Source organism: Sphingomonas sp. AP28, from assembly GCF_056680455.1.
The window spans coordinates 1387730-1406727 of sequence record NZ_CM155283.1; the positions used below are offsets into that span (position 1 = coordinate 1387730).

17 protein-coding genes are annotated in these 18998 nt (G+C 62.8%); 8 read left to right on the forward strand and 9 right to left on the reverse strand.

From position 1 onward, the window contains the following. Nucleotides 1-51 precede the first annotated feature (51 nt). A complete protein-coding gene (locus tag AC1MH0_RS06305; RefSeq protein ID WP_480965175.1) occupies nt 52-1038 on the forward strand; it encodes an aspartyl/asparaginyl beta-hydroxylase domain-containing protein in 987 nt (328 codons plus the stop codon). 460 nt (nt 1039-1498) lie between these two features. On the opposite strand, the gene AC1MH0_RS06310 is transcribed toward AC1MH0_RS06305, so the two are convergent. Next, on the reverse strand, nt 1499-4975 hold the full coding sequence (locus AC1MH0_RS06310; RefSeq protein WP_480965176.1) for a TonB-dependent receptor: 3477 nt from the start codon (nt 4973-4975) through the stop codon (nt 1499-1501). Between the two features lie 250 nt (nt 4976-5225). Between AC1MH0_RS06310 and AC1MH0_RS06315 the strand changes: the two genes are divergently transcribed. Genes AC1MH0_RS06315 through AC1MH0_RS06330 form a run of 4 tightly spaced genes read left to right on the forward strand, consistent with a single transcriptional unit; the run spans nt 5226 to nt 10912 of the window. Further along, nucleotides 5226-6737, forward strand: coding sequence for a tryptophan halogenase family protein (locus AC1MH0_RS06315; RefSeq protein WP_480965177.1), 1512 nt, complete (start codon nt 5226-5228; stop codon nt 6735-6737). Then, complete coding sequence (locus AC1MH0_RS06320; RefSeq protein WP_480965178.1) at nt 6737-8206, forward strand: tryptophan 7-halogenase; 1470 nt, start codon at nt 6737-6739, stop codon at nt 8204-8206. Before AC1MH0_RS06315 ends, AC1MH0_RS06320 begins: the two co-directional genes overlap by 1 nt. Then, nucleotides 8203-9840 carry a tryptophan halogenase family protein gene (locus AC1MH0_RS06325; RefSeq protein WP_480965179.1) on the forward strand — a complete coding sequence of 546 codons (1638 nt, stop codon included), beginning with the start codon at nt 8203-8205 and terminating at the stop codon, nt 9838-9840. The genes AC1MH0_RS06320 and AC1MH0_RS06325 overlap by 4 nt, the downstream gene beginning before the upstream one ends. Before the next feature lie 52 nt (nt 9841-9892). Next, nucleotides 9893-10912, forward strand: a complete 1020-nt coding sequence (locus AC1MH0_RS06330; RefSeq protein ID WP_480965180.1) for a cupin-like domain-containing protein — start codon at nt 9893-9895, stop codon at nt 10910-10912. Between the two features lie 41 nt (nt 10913-10953). Here the strand turns inward: AC1MH0_RS06330 and AC1MH0_RS06335 are convergent, their stop codons facing one another. Beyond that, on the reverse strand, nt 10954-11967 hold the full coding sequence (locus tag AC1MH0_RS06335) for a cupin-like domain-containing protein (protein WP_480965181.1): 1014 nt from the start codon (nt 11965-11967) through the stop codon (nt 10954-10956). Nucleotides 11968-12346: 379 nt separating this feature from the next. Here AC1MH0_RS06335 and AC1MH0_RS06340 point away from each other — a divergent pair, with 379 nt between their 5' ends. Continuing rightward, nucleotides 12347-12718, forward strand: a complete 372-nt coding sequence (locus tag AC1MH0_RS06340) for a Crp/Fnr family transcriptional regulator (protein WP_480965182.1) — start codon at nt 12347-12349, stop codon at nt 12716-12718. A 181-nt stretch (nt 12719-12899) separates the two neighbouring features. Here AC1MH0_RS06340 and AC1MH0_RS06345 read toward each other — a convergent pair whose 3' ends face one another. The 4 genes from AC1MH0_RS06345 to AC1MH0_RS06360 all read right to left on the reverse strand — a co-directional run bounded on the left by AC1MH0_RS06345 (nt 12900) and on the right by AC1MH0_RS06360 (nt 14903). Beyond that, nucleotides 12900-13259: a hypothetical protein gene (locus AC1MH0_RS06345; RefSeq protein WP_480965183.1), complete on the reverse strand. Its 360-nt coding sequence runs from the start codon at nt 13257-13259 to the stop codon at nt 12900-12902. A gap of 84 nt (nt 13260-13343) precedes the next feature. Then, nucleotides 13344-13892 (reverse strand): DUF4142 domain-containing protein, encoded by a 549-nt coding sequence (locus tag AC1MH0_RS06350; protein WP_480965184.1) that lies wholly within the window; start codon nt 13890-13892, stop codon nt 13344-13346. Between the two features lie 77 nt (nt 13893-13969). Further along, nucleotides 13970-14464 carry a hypothetical protein gene (locus AC1MH0_RS06355; RefSeq protein WP_480965185.1) on the reverse strand — a complete coding sequence of 165 codons (495 nt, stop codon included), beginning with the start codon at nt 14462-14464 and terminating at the stop codon, nt 13970-13972. 184 nt (nt 14465-14648) lie between these two features. Next, on the reverse strand, nt 14649-14903 hold the full coding sequence (locus AC1MH0_RS06360; protein WP_480965186.1) for a hypothetical protein: 255 nt from the start codon (nt 14901-14903) through the stop codon (nt 14649-14651). A gap of 222 nt (nt 14904-15125) precedes the next feature. Between AC1MH0_RS06360 and katG the strand changes: the two genes are divergently transcribed. Further along, complete coding sequence (gene katG, locus AC1MH0_RS06365; RefSeq protein ID WP_480965187.1) at nt 15126-17351, forward strand: catalase/peroxidase HPI; 2226 nt, start codon at nt 15126-15128, stop codon at nt 17349-17351. Nucleotides 17352-17584: 233 nt separating this feature from the next. Next, nucleotides 17585-17785 (forward strand): 30S ribosomal protein S21, encoded by a 201-nt coding sequence (gene rpsU, locus AC1MH0_RS06370; protein ID WP_031393196.1) that lies wholly within the window; start codon nt 17585-17587, stop codon nt 17783-17785. Nucleotides 17786-18047: 262 nt separating this feature from the next. Here rpsU and AC1MH0_RS06375 read toward each other — a convergent pair whose 3' ends face one another. The 3 genes from AC1MH0_RS06375 to AC1MH0_RS06385 form a co-directional block, all read right to left on the reverse strand. Next, complete coding sequence (locus AC1MH0_RS06375) at nt 18048-18251, reverse strand: DUF5818 domain-containing protein (protein WP_120301000.1); 204 nt, start codon at nt 18249-18251, stop codon at nt 18048-18050. Between the two features lie 148 nt (nt 18252-18399). Next, nucleotides 18400-18759, reverse strand: a complete 360-nt coding sequence (locus tag AC1MH0_RS06380; protein WP_480965188.1) for a GIY-YIG nuclease family protein — start codon at nt 18757-18759, stop codon at nt 18400-18402. A gap of 40 nt (nt 18760-18799) precedes the next feature. Next, nucleotides 18800-18988, reverse strand: a complete 189-nt coding sequence (locus tag AC1MH0_RS06385; protein ID WP_480965189.1) for a hypothetical protein — start codon at nt 18986-18988, stop codon at nt 18800-18802. Nucleotides 18989-18998 lie beyond the last annotated feature (10 nt).

Genomic DNA, 18998 nt, shown 5'->3' on the forward strand with positions numbered 1-18998 from the left:
CTGACCGCCCGCTCGCCGAGTGACGCATCAGCCTGGAAACGGCTAGCGGCCATGCACCGCGCAACCGGCAATCTGCGCGCGGCCGTCCCTGCGATCACGGCAGCACTGGCACTCGAACCGCGCGACTTGCTAGGCCTGTTGATGAAAGGATCGCTGGTCGAGGCGCTTGGTGAAGACGCGGAGGAACCTTATGCAGCCGCACTGGTCGTGCGTCAGGCGATCGGCGCAACCCCGCCCGCCTTGAACGGTCCCCTCGCCAATGCGGAGCGATACAAGGCCGCAGCTATCGCGCGTCGTCGGAACTTCCTCGAACCCGTCCTGCGAACGGCGTCCCAGACGTTTTCGCTTAACCCCGGGCAGGCCGCGCGGATCGAGCGTTTCGCCGACGTGATCGCGAACGGCGACACCGCGCTTATTTTTAGCGACCTGCCGCAAGCCGAGTTCTTCGACCCTGCCCGCATCCCTGGCTTAACCGCGATGGCGGTACACCACGCGGACTATACGACGGAGTATCTTGCGCTGGTCGCGGCAAACGAGCGCGCGTCCGCTCCCTACGTCGATCATCCGACGGGCGTTCCGCTCGATCAATGGGCCGCGCTGAATAACAGCACGGCATGGAGCGCAGCGCATTTGTGGCGTGGCGGGACCGTCGTGGAGGGAAACGCCGCCGCGTGTCCAACGACAATCGCGGCGTTTGCCGCCCTGCCGGTCCCGGATATCGCGAACCGTTCGCCAAACCTGATGTTCTCGATTCTCAAGCCTCAGACACAGATACCGCGTCACGTCGGCGTCACGAACGCGCGGGTGGTCGTGCATGTCCCGCTGATCATTCCCGACTCGTGTTCGTTGACCGTGGGCGAACACACCAAAGGCTGGGTGCCCGGCGAAGCGCTGGTCTTCGACGATACGACCGAACACGAGGCGAACAACGCAAGCCTCCAACCCCGCGTCGTGCTCATCGGTGACGCCTGGCATCCCGATACGACGATGGTCGATCGTTGGGCGCTGACAGAATTGTTTGCCGTCGTCGTACGCTAGAGAGGCGGTCGCTTGATCAGGTCGGTATGGCGATACGACGTGCCGAGTTTCGCCTCGAAGGCGGCATTGACCACGCCTGGCACGGCCAAAGCCCCCTCTCGGGAGCACTCGGGTACGACGCGACGGCGCGATCGGGGTTTCGGCGTCACCGCCCGTCAGTTGTGGATTCCCGACGACGGATGAGGCTCACGCAACGGACTATGCAAGTTAGTACTCGCATAAATTCCCCGTGTCCCGTTGCATGGCGCGAGATGCACGAACCAGATGCGTGCAATTCATAGTCTACAGTTTCGCACCCAACCAATTCCGAAAAACGACATCGCGGCGATAACTGGTCGGGTAATGTCCATTACTCGACCAGCATCACCGCAATGTCACTTTACATCATGCTTCGCGCCGACATCATATCCAGCGCACGTGCAAACGGCGTTCAAAGCGTCTCCAGCGCGCGCCGCGGCTCCTAGAAATTGCCACGCAGGATGAACGAGAAGCGGCGGTCGTTGACGAAGTAGGATCGGGGCGCCAACGCGCTCGGATCGCCGCTATACGCCTGTAGCGTCTTGGTCACCGAGTTGGTCAGGTTCACACCTTGCACGCCGATCTTGATGTATTTGTTGACGTTGAGGAACGCCGATGCGTCGAGCTGGCCGGCCGCAGCCTGGAAAATCGACGTATAGGGGAAGATCACGTCAGCTGCGGTGAGGAGGTATTTCGACCGCCAGTTATACGCTGCACGGAGCGAAACCGGACCCTTTTCATAAAACACCGTGGCGTTGACGTTATGCTTGGAAAGGCCTTCGAGCGGTAAGCTTCCGGTCTTGGTCTGCGGCGCTACGTTGCCAACCGGAGTGCCCCCGTTCAGGAACGAATTCGGCAGCCCGGAGCTCTGGATGAACGAATAGTTGCCGGTAAATCCGAACCCGCTCAACACGCCCGGCAGGAAGTCGAACGTCTGTTGATAGGCGAGTTCGACACCCTTGATCTTGCCGTGGCCATTGTAGTTTGCAGGACCGCGGGTCAGCAGCGGGAACGTGATACCGTTGTTCTGCAATGGCAGGTTGACGACGGACTGGTAGAAGAAGTCCTTCACATCCTTGTAGAATGCGTCGATGGTCAAGGACCCGACCTTCGAGAAATACCATTCCGCGGTCAGATCGAACTGATACGCGGTCGCCGGCTTTAGATATGGGTTGCCCACCGTACTCAGGAAATTCCCGTTCCCGTCGATCGAGATCTGCTGATAATTGCGGATCAGTGCGGAGTCCGGACGCGTCAGCACCTTCGACCCCGACAGGCGGGCAAGCAATCTGGGCGTGATGCCGAGCTTCAGGTTCACACTTGGCAGGAGGTAGGTGTAGCTCGTCTTGGCCTGGTTGAACAAGTTGACCGAGTTCACGCCTGAGAATTGCTGCAACTGAGCATAGCCGTTTGCGCCGAGGTTGCAGACGCCGCCTGGACGCGTTGGATTCGTGCCGGGAGGAGCACCCGCCGGCACGGTCGAGACGGCGCAGCGCACGTCGTAACTGGACGTGATGTTCAACGTCGCCTGGTTCGGGATCGTGCTGGTCCCAAACGAGTCCAGCCCGGTATGCACGAACCGCGCGCCAACGTTACCGCTGAAACCGAGCCCATCATTCGCCGACGCGGTCTTGAAGGACACCATGGCATACGCCGCGAAGTCCTTCTGGTGGACCCGCTGGATCTCGTTCGGCAGGTAATTCGTCCCCGCCACGACACCCGGACGTTCGGCCAGCGGTCGCCATTGCTGCTGCGCATTGCCGTTCTGAGTTTGCGCGACGGATTCGACCTGCTTCAGGAAGCCAACGGCGTCGCTATACCCCTTGATCATATCGCCATTGTAGAAATAAGCGCCTGGGGGCGCGGTCGTGGCGCCGCGGAAGAAGTTGGGGAACGTGTAGTAATCCGCACGATCACCCCCGAACTGGTTCACCGTTACCGGATATCCGGCCCAGACTTCGCTGACCATCCCCCAGTTATACGTCGAATACTGGACCGTCTGGTCGCGATCGGCGTAGCGTGCGCCGAACCGGGCCTTCGTCAGGAAGCCGCCCTCGTCGAAGTCATAGGTCGCGTCGGCCTTGAACTGGAATTCCTTACCGACACTGTGCTCGGCATGATCCATGGCAGCGCGCCAGAACGTCGTATTGGGATCGGCGAAATACTGGCTGTCGGTCTGTCCGGCGAGGACAGCGTTGGCCGGCGTCGCCCACGCGGCGGAGAGCGTGCTGGGCTTGTGCGAGATGACGGTCGGCACGCTTCCGGACAAGTCGAGTTCCTGGTCGGCGAACGTCTCGCCGAAGATGTTCAGGCTGAACGTGTCATGCTCGGAGCGGGTATAATCGGCGTCAAGCGCGACCGACAATTGCCGTGTCGGATGGATCTCAGCATTCAGGCCAAAGTCGTTGATGACGTTGCGCTCGAAGGTCTGGCCCCGCGACAGGGAGATCGGTGCACCGCCGGTGGGGATGGAAGTGGTCGACGGCGTTCCGCTGCGATTGGTCCGGAAACCCGTACCCGGCGTCGTGATATAGCCGCTCTTGAACAGTCCGTTGGCGTCGTAGGTGTAGTTGGTGAAGCTGCCGACCGGGCATTCCGCGCGCGTCGTGCCATTGTTGTTATAGAGTGGACCGTTGCTGTTCTGCTGGCATCCGTTCGGAAAGGTGCTGTATTCGGACAGATCGGGCGCGGCTTCGAACGTGTGCTCGCTGGTCGCGTTTGTCGTATGCGACCGGATATACTGCCCGGTCAGGAGGAACGAGCGATCGCTCGACTCGAACTGTGCGGCCAGCGCGACGCCATCGCGCTTGCGATCGAAGTCCTGCGTACGATACTGGCCACCGAGCGGCGAATACTGCCCCGTCGACAGATCGGCGAAACCGTCCGCCCCTGGTGCCGAGGCGGCGTTGCACGCGGCACCGGCGGCGGGCAGAGTCGTGGTGTCGGAATTACTCGGGAGCGGGTTGCGGCAGACCAGCACGCCGTTGCCATTCTGGTAGGGCACTTGGCTGTTGTCGCGGGCTTGGAAATTGGTGATCTGGACACCGTCCGCCCGGCTGCGGATCCGCGAATAGGAGACGTCGCCGAGCAGGCCGAATTTACCGACCGGCGTATCCCATGTGTTGCTGATGAGCAGCGACCCGGTCGGCGTCCACTTCTTGGCAAAGTCGCCGTAGTTCGCTTCCGCGTCGGCGCCGATCTGAAGGCCGTTCTTGTCGAACGGCTTTCGCGTGTTCAGATTGACCGTTCCGGCGAGACCACCCTCGATCGAGGCGGCGGTCACGTTCTTGTAGACCTCCACCGACCCGAGCAGTTCGGCCGGGACATCGCTGAAGTTCAGTGCTTGGCCGCCGATACCTGCGGCAAAGGCGTCGCGCCCGTTGAACTCGGACCGGACGAAGTTCAGGCCGCGGATCACGACACCCGAACCTTCGACTGAGAAATGGTCGGGGTCGTTCGCGCCGGCGAAGCGACTGATCGACACACCAGGTACGCGCTGCAGCGCCTCGGTCACCGATCGATCGGGCAAGGCACCGATATCGGTCGCCGTGATCGCGTCGACCACGGTATCGGAGTTCCGCTTGATCGCCTGCGCGTTGGCAAGGCTCTGACGGATGCCGGTGACGACGATCTCACCCGGCGCACCGGGGGTATCGGCTGCGGCAGTGCTCTGCGCATCGCTCGCCGATGGATCGCTCGCCGCGGTTGCGGGTTTGGTCGAGCCTGCGGTGCCCTGCCCGGTTTTGGCGCCGGTAGGCGACGCCTGATCTGCGACACGCACGTTGCTCTGCGTGGTGTCCGGCCCGGCTTGGGCATGCGCGACGCCGGCCAAGGCTACGCACAATGTCGTCGCCGACGCACTGTGCAAAAAACGGACGATGTGGCGAACAGCATTATTCGACGGCGCGATACGGCGCATCTTGGACCCCTCCTAAAACTCGGCGCTGTAATCGCGCCTGCTCCCTGTTGCCCCGAGTACTTACAGCCCCGGCGTGCGACATATGTTTGCGGTATCATTCCATAGAAATCAAACTGTAAATGGCTCAAATCGTGACAATTCCGTCACGTTGCCGCGCCATTCAACAACGGTTGACGCAACGGGCCGGATGTTGGACGATCCAGCGGTAGCGCCAATATTAGGAGCGTCGGGAGAGTATCTGGTGCCGGTCATGGCAGAACCTAGAACGCGCGTGGTGGTTGTTGGCGGCGGTACGGCCGGGTGGATGACCGCAGCGGCCTTGTCGCGTTTGCTGCCGACCCAGTGCTCGGTGCGTCTGGTCGAATCCGAGGCGATCGGGGTGGTCGGTGTCGGCGAAGCCACACTGCCACATATCCGCTCGTTCAACGAACGACTCGGCATCGACGAAGCGGACTTCATGGCGCGCACCCGAGCGACGTTCAAACTGGGGATCGAGTTCCGCGACTGGAACCGCATCGGCGATAGCTATATCCATCCGTTCGGTACGTTCGGTCGTGGTTCCGGCAGAGTGGACTTCCAGCATTACTGGGCTCGACTTGCGCGGGAGGGCGTATCAATGCCGCCGCTGGATTCGATGTCCTATGCCTGTGCGCTGGCACGCAGCAACAAGTTCGAGCGTCCGGAAACCGATCGTCGACGGCTGTCCGGTACCTACGGGTACGCGTACCAGTTCGATGCGACGCTTTTCGCGCCCTATCTCCGCGAACTCGCCGAGGGCATGGGCGTTCGCCGGACCGAGGGTGTCATTTTGTCCGTCGAACGCGACCATGACAGTGGCGACATCGCCGCCATCGTTCTGGACGGCGGCGAACGGATCGAGGGAGACCTGTTCGTCGATTGCTCGGGTTTTCGGGCGCTGTTGCTGGGTGAGGCGATGGCGGAGCCGTTCGTCGACTGGTCGCACTGGCTCCCGACCGACCGCGCCGTAGCGATGCCGTGCCGCACCCGCACCCCAGTGACACCTTATACGAGCGCCATTGCGATGCCGTCGGGCTGGCGCTGGAGGATCCCGCTTCAGCACCGCACGGGCAATGGCTATATCTATGCCAGCGACTTCGTCTCCGATGACGACGCGCGGCGTGCGCTCGAGGCCGCCGTTGAGGGTGAAGCGCTTGCCGCCCCTCGCGTGCTGCGCTTCAAAGCCGGACGTCGTCGGCGCAGCTGGGTCGGCAATTGCGTAGCGATCGGTCTGGCAAGCGGGTTTCTCGAGCCGCTCGAATCGACCAGCATCTACCTCGTCCAACAGGCGATCACGACGTTGATCGAGGTGTTCCCGGAAAGACGTATCGGCGCGACTGACCGCGACGAGTTCAACCGGTTGATCGACCTGGAATATGATCGCATCCGCGATTTCCTGATCCTCCACTATCACGCCACGACCAGGAGCGACTCGCGATTTTGGGACTACGTCCGGACGATGGCGATCCCAGACAGCCTGTCGGAGAAGCTCGAGCTGTGGCGCAGGCGCGGACGGGTCGTGAAGTATCGCGAGGGCGTCTTCCTCGACCCGAGCTGGGTCGCGGTATATCTCGGACAGGGAATCGTCCCGGAAGGCTGGGACGGCCGCGCCGACCCGGTCGAGTCGAACGCGTTGATCGGCAGCCTCGACGCCTTGCGAAATGATATTGCCGACGACGTCGCCGGCCGTCCGGACCACCGCAGCTTTATCGAGCATTACTGCGCGATGGCACACGCCGCCTGATGCAGCAGGACCGACTTGAGCGTGTTCTGGTCGCGGGTGGCGGTATCACCGCGTGGAACGCGTCCGCAGCGCTGAAGCGCCGCGCACCGTTCCTCGATGTGACGATCCTGAACTGCGCGCCCTCGCCCGACGCGCTCGCTGATCGGATCGCCTGTACCTTGCCCTCGTTGCTCGGGTTTCACGACGACCTGGGCATCGGCCCAGCCGATGGCATCGTCCGTACCGGCAGCGGATACAGGCTGGGCACATTGTTTAGCGGGTGGGCGACGGGACTGCCCGATTTCGTCCATGCCTATGGTCGCTATGGCCGCGCGTTCGGTCCGACCGCGTTCCATCTCCACTGGGCGCGATCCGCACAGGAAGGATCAACTGCCCCGTTCGACAGTCACTCGCCTGCAGCAGTGCTCGCCCGCGCAGGAAGGTTCGCGCCGTCGATTCCCGAAACGCCCTTTGCAGATCACGAATATGGCCTGACCCTCGACCTTCCGCGCTACCGGACCATGATGCGCGCGTTTGCCCTGCATGTCGGCGTACGTGAAATCGTTGGCGAGATCGCAAGCGTCCTACGCGACGATGGTGACGGGATTACAGCTGTCGAACTTTCCGGCGGCGGCCGCCTGGCGGCCGACCTGTTCGTCGATGCCAGCGGCCCGGGCGCTTGGCTCCGCGGTGCGCTAGACGACGTTCGGGACGATTGGACCCGATGGCTACCGTGCGACCGCGTTCTGCTCGCCGAGGTGCCAGCTGAACCGGCAGTTCTCACCACCGCGGTCGCCCATCCGGCCGGATGGCATTGGACCAGCGGTGCACAAAGTGGGTTCGCCTATGCATCAAGCCGTATCGACGATGCCGAAGCGAAGCAGGTCCTGTACGACGTCGCAGGCGCTTTTCCCGGCGACCCGATCCACCTTCGTGCCGGGACACGGCCGCAACCATGGCGGGGTAACTGCATCGCGATCGGCGACGTCGCGACCCAGATCGAGCCGCTGGAATGGTGCAATCTTCACCTGGCGCTCAGCGCCATCGACCGACTGATAGCGATGCTACCCGGGCGGGTACCGACCCGTGGCGAAGCGGCCGAGTTCAACCGCCAGTCATTGGCCGAAGCCGAGCGTGTCCGCGATTTCCTGGCGCTGCACTACAAGACCGCGCGCCGAGACGATCCGTTATGGCAGGCCCTTGCCGCTACCGAGCCGCCCGCCAGTCTGGCACATTCGCTCGCGCAATATACCGAGCGAGGCCGTCTCCCGTTTTACGAGGAGGAGACATTCGCGCGCGACGGCTGGGCTGCCGTGCTCATCGGTCACGGCGTGCTGCCGCGACGGATCGATCCGCTCGTGGCGGCGGTACCATCCGCGATCGCCCGGGCGGCAATGGCACAGTTGACCAAAGAGATCGCAACCGCCTTGCCGCATATCCCCAGTCATGCCGCCTATCGCGCGGCCCAGTCGAGACACCTTTTGCAATGAACGAACATTTGATCCGTCGCGTCGTCATCGTCGGCGGCGGCACCGCCGGCTGGATGGCCGCCGCGGCCTTCGCGCGGTTTCTCAACAACGGCTATACCGAGATCACGCTGGTCGAATCCGAAGAGATCGGAACGGTCGGGGTTGGCGAGGCGACTATTCCACCGCTGATCAATTTCAATCAGATGCTTGGCCTCGACGAGAATGCATTCCTGAAAGCGACGTCGGGGACGTTCAAGCTCGGAATCGAGTTCGTCGACTGGGGTGCGCTTGGCGAGCGCTATTTCCATCCTTTCGGCAACTACGGCCATGACCTGCAAGGCATCCATTTTCACCAGCTCTGGCTGCGCGAGAAAGCGCGGCGACCGCTCGACGACATTTCGGCATGGTCGATGAGCGCAGTGGCTGCCGCGAGCGGCAAATTCGGGCGCGCGTCCAGCGATGCCCGATCCCCGGTCCGCGAGCTTTTCTACGCGTTCCATTTCGATGCTTCGCTCTATGCGAAATACCTGCGGGACTATGCCGAGCAGGCCGGCATCGTCAGGGTGGAAGGCAAGATTGCCGAGGTCAATCAACGTCCCGACGACGGCTATGTCGCCGCCGTGACGCTTGAGGACGGCCGACGGATCGAAGGCGACCTGTTCATCGACTGCTCCGGTTTCCGGGGTCTGCTGATCGAGGAAACGCTGCACACCGGCTATGAGAGCTATGCCGATTGGCTTCCTTGCGATCGCGCGGTCGCGGTGCCCTGTGAATTGCCTGACCCACAAGCGCCCGACCCATTCACGCGGTCGACCGCGCATCGGGCCGGCTGGCAATGGCGTATCCCGTTGCAGCACCGGATGGGCAATGGCCTGGTCTATTGCAGTAAGTATCTCGGTGACGATGAAGCCGAAGCGCAACTGCTCGCGAGCCTGGAGGGGAAGCCGCTCGCGGACCCGCGACGGCTGCAGTTCACCGCAGGTCGCCGCCGCGACTGCTGGAACCGCAACGTCGTGGCGCTCGGCCTGTCCAGCGGGTTCATCGAGCCGCTCGAATCGACCAGCATCCACCTCGTCCAGGCGGGGATCCAGCGGTTGATCGCCCTGTTTCCCGACAAGCGGTTCGATCCCGTCGAGCGGGACGAATTCAACCGGCAGATGCACGACCTGTACGAGGACATCCGCGATTTCATTATTCTGCATTACAAGGCGACGCGCCGCGACGACTCACCTTTCTGGAACCAGGTCCGGACGATGGACGTCCCCGAAAGCCTGCAACGCAAGATCGACCTGTTCGCGGGCAAGGGGCGGCTGTTCCGCGAAGGCTATGATCTGTTCAGCAACCCGAGTTGGGTAGCCGTCTGTCTCGGCCAGGGGATCACGCCGCAAGGCTGGGAACCAGCCGCCGACGCGCTCGACGAACACAAGGTAGCGAGTGCGCTCGAACAGATGCGACGCGGCTATCTCGACACCGCGCAGCGGCTGCCGACGCATGGCGACTTCCTGCGACGCACCGCGCTCTCTCCGCTCGCCCCGCAGGCTACGCCATCGCCCTCCGCTTCCGTCCCTGCGCGGACCGCGTCCGACGACGTTCCGTTTTTCGCATTCACCGCCGAATCGCCGTTCGACGTCGGCGGCGGGGGGTCGCCATTGTGATGCGGGATCTCGCAGACGTGGCATTCCGGTGGTCGGCATTGCCCGACGCGTCATGACCCGCCTTGCCGCCCCCACCCCGATCGCTGAAGTCCACGGTATCGACCGAGCACGCTTCGACCGCGAAATTCGCCCCGCCGCACGGCCCGTGGTCCTTCGGGGTCTGGCTGCCGACTGGCCGGCGGTCCGTGCTGCCCGAACATCCGACACCGCGCTGGTCGATTATCTGAAGACGTTCAGCCATGCCGATTCTGTGAACGCGATCGTCGGGCCGCCGGAGATCGAGGGACGTTTTTTCTATCAGCCCGACATGACCGCGCTGAACTTCACGCGTGGACGGTCGCCACTCGATCCGTTCCTCGACCGGCTTTTGCGGGATCGCGCGGTGGCGCACCCGTACGCGATGGCGGTCCAGTCGATCTCCGCTCCCGACCTCCTGCCCGGCTTCGTCGACGAGCAGGGCATCGATTTGGTTGATCCCGCGGTCGTGCCGCGGCTTTGGCTGGGCAACGCGATCCGCGTAGCGACGCATTACGACCTCATGGAGAACATCGCGATCGTCATTGCCGGTCGCCGTCGCTTCACGCTCTTCCCACCCGACCAGGTCGGCAATTTGTATATGGGGCCGTATGAACTGACGCCCGCGGGCACGCCGGTCAGCATGGTCGATCCGGACGCCCCCGACCTCGCCCGCTACCCCCGGTTCGCCGACGCGATGGACAACGCTTGGGAAGCGACACTCGAACCGGGCGATGCTCTCTATATTCCGTTCCACTGGTGGCATGCGGTGGCGTCCCTCGCGCCGGTCAACATGCTTTGCAACTATTGGTGGGATCCGGCGCCACGGAGCATGGCAAGCCCTTACGACGCGCTGCTGCTCGCGCTGTTCTCGCTGCGCACCCTGCCCGAGGACCAGCGCCGCGTGTGGCGGACGATGTTCGACCATCTCGTGTTCCAGACCGATGGCGAGCCGGCCGCGCATTTGCCGCCGGACGTCCGAGGTGTCCTTGGCAAGGCGGATCGCGACGGGCTTGAGCGGATGCGCGCGGCCTTGCGGCAAAACATGGGTTGCTGATGGTCAGTTGATCCACGGCGCCTCATCGAGCAGTCGTCCGATCAGCCCCGTTGCAGCATGTTGATCAGGAACTGACGTATCCTGCCGGTTCGCTCGACGCTCTCCGGTCCGAGAATGCCACGCGCGGGTGCCGGCAGATGATCGGCGGCGCATGCGGCCTGTGGCGCGAAAACGAGATGATCGTACCAACTCTGCCAAGCCTGCTTCTCGGCAACGGGAAGATCGCGAACGGCACCGATCGCATGGACCAGCGCGAGGAACGCCGCACCCGAGCGATGTTCCCACCAGTAATTGACCAACACGTTGAGCCGGCCGAACGAGCGGACGTGATGCCACCAGATCGGCGGAATGAAGATCGCGTCGCCGGGTTCGAGTTCGGCGATCTGGGACTGCGCGAGCGCCTCGGCGAACCGCGGGTAGCGCACCAGATCCGGGTTTTCGGGATCGACCATGCTCGATGGCGGCCCGGCCATGGTATGGTCGAGCGGCCCGACATAGAGGTTGGCCAGTTGGTCGGGCGGAAACAACGTGAACCGACGCCGTCCCGCCACCACGCAGGCGATGTTGATCGACGTGTCATAATGCGTCGCGATCTGTGTCGCATTACCGATCCAGAGGCGCGCAGGCGCGTCCACGCCGAGATCGAGCGGATTGGCGTCTTCCCAGTCCGGGAGATGCTCGGGTGCGGTTGCAGCATTTGCGTACAGCGTGTGTGGCCGCGCCGCGTCGGTTTCGGCGAAGCGTAAAAGCTCGGCTACCAGCGCGCCGATCGGGACCTGCTGACGGTGAAAGTTGAAGTGCGCGAGCGTTTCGTCGGCGTAGAAAAAGCGCCCCTCCGCCTCGGGTGGCGCGATCATCACGTCGAGAGGCTTGCCGCCGCGTGCCCCGAACGCCGCAAGGTATTCCGCCATCGCCCGATCGCCATCGCGTCCGGCGGCGACGGCTTGCCAGTGCCGTACTTGCCCGCGCAGCACGACAGGCTGGAACGCCGTCACGATCTCGCTAGCGAAAACCGCCGCATCGACGGCAGCGCGCTCGACGACATGACGACCCATGGCGGGACGACCTGAACCAGGCGAATGTACGGGCAGCATCGTTCACGACGATAGCGGGTGCACGCGCCCGTCGACAACCCAAAGTAAGCGTCGGCGAGTACCAGCCGCCAAAACAAAAACCATAGCCGAGAATGAGTAGCGGACGTGCAACGCCCCATGCAAGCATGCCCGCAACGCTCGGGGTCGGACCACAGTCTTATCGCATTGCAGATACCAGGCTCAGCTGCCGGTGGGCCCATTGCCCGAACCACCGTCGGCTTTCACCGATCGAGAGGTATCGCCGCGATCGTTGTGCGCAGACGGCCTTCGCCAATCCGCGCTCGACTTCGCAGTCGCACGAGTCTTAAGCTCACGAATAAATTGGTCGACGTTGAGTAACATGGTGCTGACGCGTGCGGCGGACACGTTGATCGCAGTTACCGAAGCAACCATAGCCTTCGTACCTTTCGAGCGGCTCGGGCCGATCTATGCACAAATGCCGCGCCTCGGTGCGCTTTTCACGTTTGCCGCGCAAATGGAGCATCTCGCGCTCATGGACACGCTGGCGGTGACTGGACACACCTCTACCAAGGAGCAGTTGGCACGCTTGCTCCTGGATCTGCACACACGCCTCAGCCCGATTGGCACCGTCGAGGATGACGCATTCGACTTTCCGCTTACCCAGGAGGTAATCGGGGACCTCACCGAGTTCACCGCGGTTCACGTGAACCGTAAACTGCGTGAAGTGCGAGAGGAGGGCCTGTTCGCGTGAGAAGGCAGGAAGGTGCGAATTCTCGATCTTGCCGCCCTGCGCGCTTTATCGCCGATCAAACCAAGGCTGCTGCAGTTCGAGCCCGCGTGGTTCTCGCCTGCGTAAACTCCGCGAGAGTTTCATCGTAGTGTGTTCTCAATCATCTGCACCGGGCCCCCGTAGATCATACCCAGCGTAGATCTTACCGATCAGGCCTTTGCGCCTCACGAACTTCACCACCGCCGCCCGTGGTGTTCGACCCGTAATCCTCGGTCGCGTTGCCACCGCCCGCACCGGCGCCGCTGCCGTGCACCTCGCCAGTCTTCTCGTCGACATACGCGCGACGTCCCGCCTCCGCTGGGATGCTTTCCCCTGCGGCGGCATTCGACGCTAAGATATTCGCTTCACGATTCCCGCGACTTGTGCCGACCTCGACGTTGCGAGGCTGCTCCTTGCGATAGCTGTCATATTCTTCGCCCGAATAATGGCCTGCCGTTCCGTCGTCGTTACCGACGAGCTTGGGCCCGGAATCGGTTTCGGGCGATGGCAGTGAAGTGCTCAAAATATCTTACTCCTGACCGTCTATTCTCGTACATCACGCAAAACGGAAAGGAATGGAGCGCTCCGAGAAGCGCTCCACCACCCCTCACATACCGGACATCGTCTTCATGGACTTGCCACCCTGCAGCTTCATCGCGGCATCCAGATGCTGCTTGACGATCGGGACCGCAGCCTTGGCCGAGGTCCGCAGCGGAGCCTGGTCACCGCCGGTCGAGTAGCTTTGATGAAGGTCGAGCGCAGCCTGATGCGCGGGAACCTGCTGGCCGAGATATAGCCGGTCGAAATCCGCCGCGGGCGCCGTCTGCAGTTCGTTGATCGAGGCGGTAGCACCGGCATCCAAGACAGGCGGCGTCGGCGTGAGACCTGCCTTCGTCGCGGCCTTCATCGTCGCCGCCGTCGTCGTCTGATGGTGCTTGATCAGCATGGACGCGAAGCGGCGTACCGCAGGCGTCTGGGATTTTTGCAACGCCACCTGGCTGGAGTTGATCTCGTAAAGATCGCTCATGCCGGCGGCCATGACATAGGGCATCGCAGCGGTCTTTGCCTCGGGCGGCGGCGGTGGCGGCGGTGTCTGTGCCAGCGACGCGGTGGACGTTGCGGCAGTGAGCAACAGGGCGATATGCTTCATGTTCATCGTTTTTCTCCGGTTCGTTCGTAAGGAAATGAGTGTCGAAGCCATTCGTGCGGGCGGAAGCCTCGCCATGAACGCCGCTATGAACGAGGGCCGATCGCAGCCGGCGATCCGTCCGGGTTGCGACCAACGTGAGCCAGCGCGTCGTTCTGCTGCGCTTGCCTGACCTGATCCGGCGCGCCCTCGCGTGGTGGCGGGACCGCCACGTGCGCGACGCCGCCGACGCCCGACGATCCGTGCAACGCGCTGGAAATTTCGTTGTCGAAGTCCCCGCGCTCGATGCCGTCCCTTACGTTCACCAGATAATCCGCGAAGCGGTCGGCAGGGATGAAATTCGTCGTCTGGCCGCCAATGGTGAGCGGCGCACCGTTGCGGGTCGTCGGCGTGAACGCGACGTGATCGCCGTCGCGCACGAACCAGTTTCCACTCCGCACGCCGTCGGTTGCCCACGCCTGCTCGGTCAAATGAAGATCTTGCAGCACATCCGCACGGCCGGACTCGATATCCCTGGCCCCTGTCGCGACGAAAGACTGTAGTCCAGCTGTCACGGACTCTATGAAACGATCCAATGCCACGAAGCACCTCCAGGCGTGAATTACGAGCTACTACAGCGATCGGATCGATAACGTGCCACTTCGTGAAAATGTTCACCGATGGTGTATTAATCTGCGTCTATAAAGACATTGATGCCAACTAAACGACAAGACTTGCCTGTCTAGCCTGCATGCTAATTCAGATTAATTGCTGCATAGCGGTACACTAACGGGCCGCTTGCACCCAACATAAGCTCGTCTTCGGAATACGTGGCTCGATCCGCAAGTTCACGATGTCCGCGTTAGCCGACCGGGTCAGGACGAACAGGATCGTCCCCGCCACCTCACCGCCATGAAGCATCCTGTGATCCGCGATTGCCTGCGCTTTCTGCGCCACGCTGCATTCCTGCATCGGCGTATCGACCGAGCCCGGCTGGATGATGCTGACCTTGATATCCTTGTCGGCGACCACCTTGCGCACCGTCCCGCAAAAGCCTGGATGCCCGCCCTGGTCGCCGAATAGACACTTTCCCCCGCAGCCTTGATCTCGGTGCGCAGGACGGCAAAGATAGGTAGCTTACACGCCCGTGATGGTGATCGAGTAGCATGATCGATCTGCACCGAATAATCGATTGGACAAATATCGGTGAAATCCTGCATCGTAACTGCAAGCTTGTAATACCCATTGAAAGAGGACGCCAAGATGGCCGATTACGAACAGCCCCAGGACAGCGGCTGCCCAATGGGCGGCAAGGGTGGCGGTGAGGTCAAGGCCCGCTCGCTGCTCGGTCGCACGAACAAGGATTGGTGGCCCGACGCGCTGCCGATCGACATGCTGCATCAGCACGGCGTTTCGCCCGATCCGATGGGCGAAGAATTCGACTATGCCGAGTCGTTCCAGCAGCTCGACTACGCCGCGCTCAAGGCTGACCTGACCGCATTGATGACCGACAGCAAGTCCTGGTGGCCTGCCGATTACGGTCACTACGGCCCGTTCATGATCCGCATGGCGTGGCACGCCGCCGGCACCTACCGCGTGACCGATGGTCGCGGCGGGTCGTCGTCGGGCCAGCAGCGTTTTGAGCCGCTGAACTCGTGGCCGGACAACGGCAACCTCGACAAGGCGCGTCGCCTGTTATGGCCGCTGAAGCAGAAGTACGGCAAGAACATCAGCTGGGCGGATCTGTTCATCCTCGCCGGCAACGTTGCGATCGAGAGCATGGGCGGGCCGATCTTCGGTTTCGCCGGCGGCCGCAAGGACGTCTTCGCTTCCGAGGGCGACACGTTCTGGGGCGCCGAAGAGCTGTGGGTCAACGAGGGCGCGCAGACGCGCATCAGCGAGGACATGCCCGAGCTCGAAGGCCCGCTGGCTGCGATCCAGATGGGTCTCATCTACGTCAATCCGGAAGGTCCGGGCGGTGATCCGAACCCGCTCCTGTCGGCACGCGACATGAAGGCGACGTTCCTGCGGATGGCGATGAACTCCGAGGAAACCGTTGCGCTGACCGCCGGCGGTCACGCGTTCGGCAAGTCGCACGGCGCCAAGCCCGCGCCGCATTTCAAGGCTCCGTCGTCTGAATCCGTGCACATGCAGGGTCTCGGCTGGCTGACCGACAGCGAAGAGATTGGCCAGGGCCACATCACGACCTCGGGCATCGAGGGCGCATGGTCGAACAACCCGACCAAGTGGACCGGCGATTACCTGCGCCTTCTGTTCAAGTACGACTATGAGCTGACCGAGAGCCCGGCCGGCGCGAAGCAGTGGCAGCCGGTCAACCCGGCCCCTGAGGACATGGCACCCGACGCGCGCGATCCGAACAAGCGCGTGCCGACGATGATGACCACCGCCGACATGGCGCTGAAGATGGACCCCGAGTTCCGCGAGATCGCGCTGCGCTTCCGTGACGATCAGTCGGCACTCGACGACGCGTTCGCACGCGCCTGGTTCAAGCTGACGCACCGCGACATGGGTCCGCGCGTTCGTTACCTCGGGCCTGAGGTTCCGGAAGAGACGCTGATCTGGCAGGATCCGGTTCCCGAGGGCACCGCGCCGTCGGACGCCGACGCCGCTGCGTTCAAGGACGCCGTGCTGTCGAGCGGGCTGACGATCGGCGAGCTGGTCAAGACCGCCTGGGCGTCGGCATCGAGCTATCGCCGGTCGGACCACCGCGGTGGTGCGAACGGTGCGCGCATCGCGCTCGCCCCGCAGAAGGACTGGCCGGTCAACGAGCCCGAGCAGCTGAGCAAGGTCCTGGCCAAGCTCAACGAGCTGCGCGGCGACATGTCGCTGGCCGATGCGATCGTGCTGGCAGGTTCGGCAGCGGTCGAGAAGGCGGCACGCGATGCCGGTCACGACGTGTCGGTGCCGTTCCTTGGTGGACGCGGCGATGCGACGCAGGAGTGGACCGATGTCGAGAGTTTCGTGTGGATGGAGCCGCAGGCTGATGGCTTCCGCAACTACCTGAAGACGCGTCACCCGGTGAAGACCGAGGAGCTGTTGCTCGACAAGGCTTCGCTGCTCGGCCTGTCCGCGCCGGAGATGACCGTGCTGGTCGGTGGCCTGCGCGTGCTCGGTGCGAACTTCGGCGATGCGCCCGAGGGCGTACTCACCACGCGTCCGGGTCAGCTGACGAACGACTTCTTCGTCAACCTGCTCGACAACGATACGTTCTGGGATCTGGTCGACACGTCGAGTGACGAGAAGTTCATCGGCTACGATCGTGGTGGTCGCGAGAAGAAGTGGCAGGCGACTCGTACCGACCTGGTCTTCGGCTCGAACTCGCAGCTGCGGGCGACGGCTGAGGTCTATGCCGAGAGCGGTCACGAGCAGAAGTTCGTTCGCGACTTCGTTCGTGCTTGGGTCAAGGTCATGAACGCCGATCGTTTCGACATCTCGGCCAAGCCTGTGTCGTCCAACCAGGCGACCTGAGCTTACGTGACATGAAGACAAGCCGTGGTGATCTGGACAGGTTCCGGCACACCACGGCTTTGCCGTCACCGGCCCGTTTCAAGGTCTGACGATCGAGCCAAACAGGCTAAAAATCCGTTCAACGACGGCCTAGCGGTCGTCAAAGCCATTCGGGACTTGGCTTCCGGTCGCGTCGCTCATAAAGCGGGCGTTGATTCGAAAGACCGTCACGATAGCCGAGAGCCCTAGATAGCATGCAAATAATCGTTCGCGACAATAACGTCGACCAGGCCCTCCGCGCCTTGAAGAAGAAGCTGCAGCGCGAAGGCGTGTACCGCGAGATGAAGCTTCGTCGTCATTACGAGAAGCCATCGGAAAAGCGTGCCCGCGAGCATGCTGCCGCTGTCAGCCGTGCACGCAAGGCGGATCGCAAGCGCGCCGAGCGCGATAACTGATCGTTCCCGGACCGGGTCCTGCACGATAATGGTCGTGCAAGCCCGGTCCGACATCATGCGCCGTTCCGGAATGGCGCCTGCGGCACTGGCCGATTGATTCGCGACATCGCGTATCCACTCGATCCCGTCATCCTGCCGACGTAACCGTGAGTTCACAGCAGCATCATCGCTGCCGACGGTCATGGCTGTCTGACGTCTTTGGCAGTTGAGCCCGTACCGGCTCCGCCCTAGGCCTCACGCCGCCATCCATAGCTTAATACGTCTATTCCGGGGCGACACCGTCCGCGTTGACCAGGTCGGCGCCGACGAGCGTACCGCGCACGCGCACCCGTTTCTCGACCAGATCGACCGGTACGCGGTGAAGCTCGAGCTGGTAGCGACCGCCGATGTCCCGACGCAGATAGAATGCACCGCCATCGCGAAGCAGCATCCCGGTCTCGTCGATTACTGTCCCGATTGTCGTCATGCGCGTGCCATCCCCGTTGATCGAGATCGCGCGTATCCCAAGAAGCGAGGCGTTTCCATGCAGTTACGCCGCATATTATTTCTCTGGCCCAACGACCAGGTCGATCACTGCATCGAACGATACTCTCCGCACCGATGCCGGTCGCGCGCTAATGGCCGCCCTCGACCCAAGGAACGCCCGCCTCCCGAAACGCATCGGCGAGCGCGGCTTCGAGGTCGAGCGACTCCCATTGCTGCATAGGGTTCAGATGTTCGAAGAGTTGGGGCAGCAGATGCACCCCGAACCTCCTGACCGCACCGCTCGCCTTGTACCCCAGCTTGTGCTGATCAAACCGCCAGTCCGGATCGCGCGACGTCTGCCCGACATACAGTCCCCAGCGCTCCGGGAACCGCGAGTCATGCAGCAGCACGATATAGACGGAGTGTCTCGCGTTGCGCGAACCGGCGGTCGCGGCGCGAAAGTTCTGACAGGCTCGCCGAGCCGCCGGCATCCAGCCGATCGATGTCATCGTCGTCGATTCGCCGACGGGTCGATACGGTCCGAAACCTCTAGACGTCTTTCGCCGTCTTGGTCTTGCCCGAGCGCGCCGGCAGGCGGTTCTCCTTCGCCAGTTCGGAGAGATGCTCCGCCGCCCTGATGTGCATGGCGCGGACCTCGGTGATCGGCGAGGCGACCGCCGCAGCGATGTGCCTGGCCAGTTGTTCCCGCGGATCGTTCAGGAACGGTGATTGCGCCACGCTCTACTCT

Bases quoted from the DNA above. Each gene is read 5' to 3' on its own strand.
- AC1MH0_RS06325 (WP_480965179.1), top strand. From the start codon at position 8,203: ATGAACGAACATTTGATCCGTCGCGTCGTCATCGTCGGCGGCGGCACC.
- AC1MH0_RS06305 (WP_480965175.1), top strand. From the start codon at position 52: ATGCACCGCGCAACCGGCAATCTGCGCGCGGCCGTCCCTGCGATCACG.
- katG (WP_480965187.1), top strand. From the start codon at position 15,126: ATGGCCGATTACGAACAGCCCCAGGACAGCGGCTGCCCAATGGGCGGC.
- AC1MH0_RS06320 (WP_480965178.1), top strand. From the start codon at position 6,737: ATGCAGCAGGACCGACTTGAGCGTGTTCTGGTCGCGGGTGGCGGTATC.
- AC1MH0_RS06340 (WP_480965182.1), top strand. From the start codon at position 12,347: ATGGTGCTGACGCGTGCGGCGGACACGTTGATCGCAGTTACCGAAGCA.
- AC1MH0_RS06310 (WP_480965176.1), bottom strand. From the start codon at position 4,975: ATGCGCCGTATCGCGCCGTCGAATAATGCTGTTCGCCACATCGTCCGT.
- AC1MH0_RS06375 (WP_120301000.1), bottom strand. From the start codon at position 18,251: ATGACGACAATCGGGACAGTAATCGACGAGACCGGGATGCTGCTTCGC.
- AC1MH0_RS06330 (WP_480965180.1), top strand. From the start codon at position 9,893: ATGACCCGCCTTGCCGCCCCCACCCCGATCGCTGAAGTCCACGGTATC.
- AC1MH0_RS06350 (WP_480965184.1), bottom strand. From the start codon at position 13,892: ATGAACATGAAGCATATCGCCCTGTTGCTCACTGCCGCAACGTCCACC.
- rpsU (WP_031393196.1), top strand. From the start codon at position 17,585: ATGCAAATAATCGTTCGCGACAATAACGTCGACCAGGCCCTCCGCGCC.
- AC1MH0_RS06315 (WP_480965177.1), top strand. From the start codon at position 5,226: ATGGCAGAACCTAGAACGCGCGTGGTGGTTGTTGGCGGCGGTACGGCC.
- AC1MH0_RS06380 (WP_480965188.1), bottom strand. From the start codon at position 18,759: ATGACATCGATCGGCTGGATGCCGGCGGCTCGGCGAGCCTGTCAGAAC.
- AC1MH0_RS06335 (WP_480965181.1), bottom strand. From the start codon at position 11,967: ATGGGTCGTCATGTCGTCGAGCGCGCTGCCGTCGATGCGGCGGTTTTC.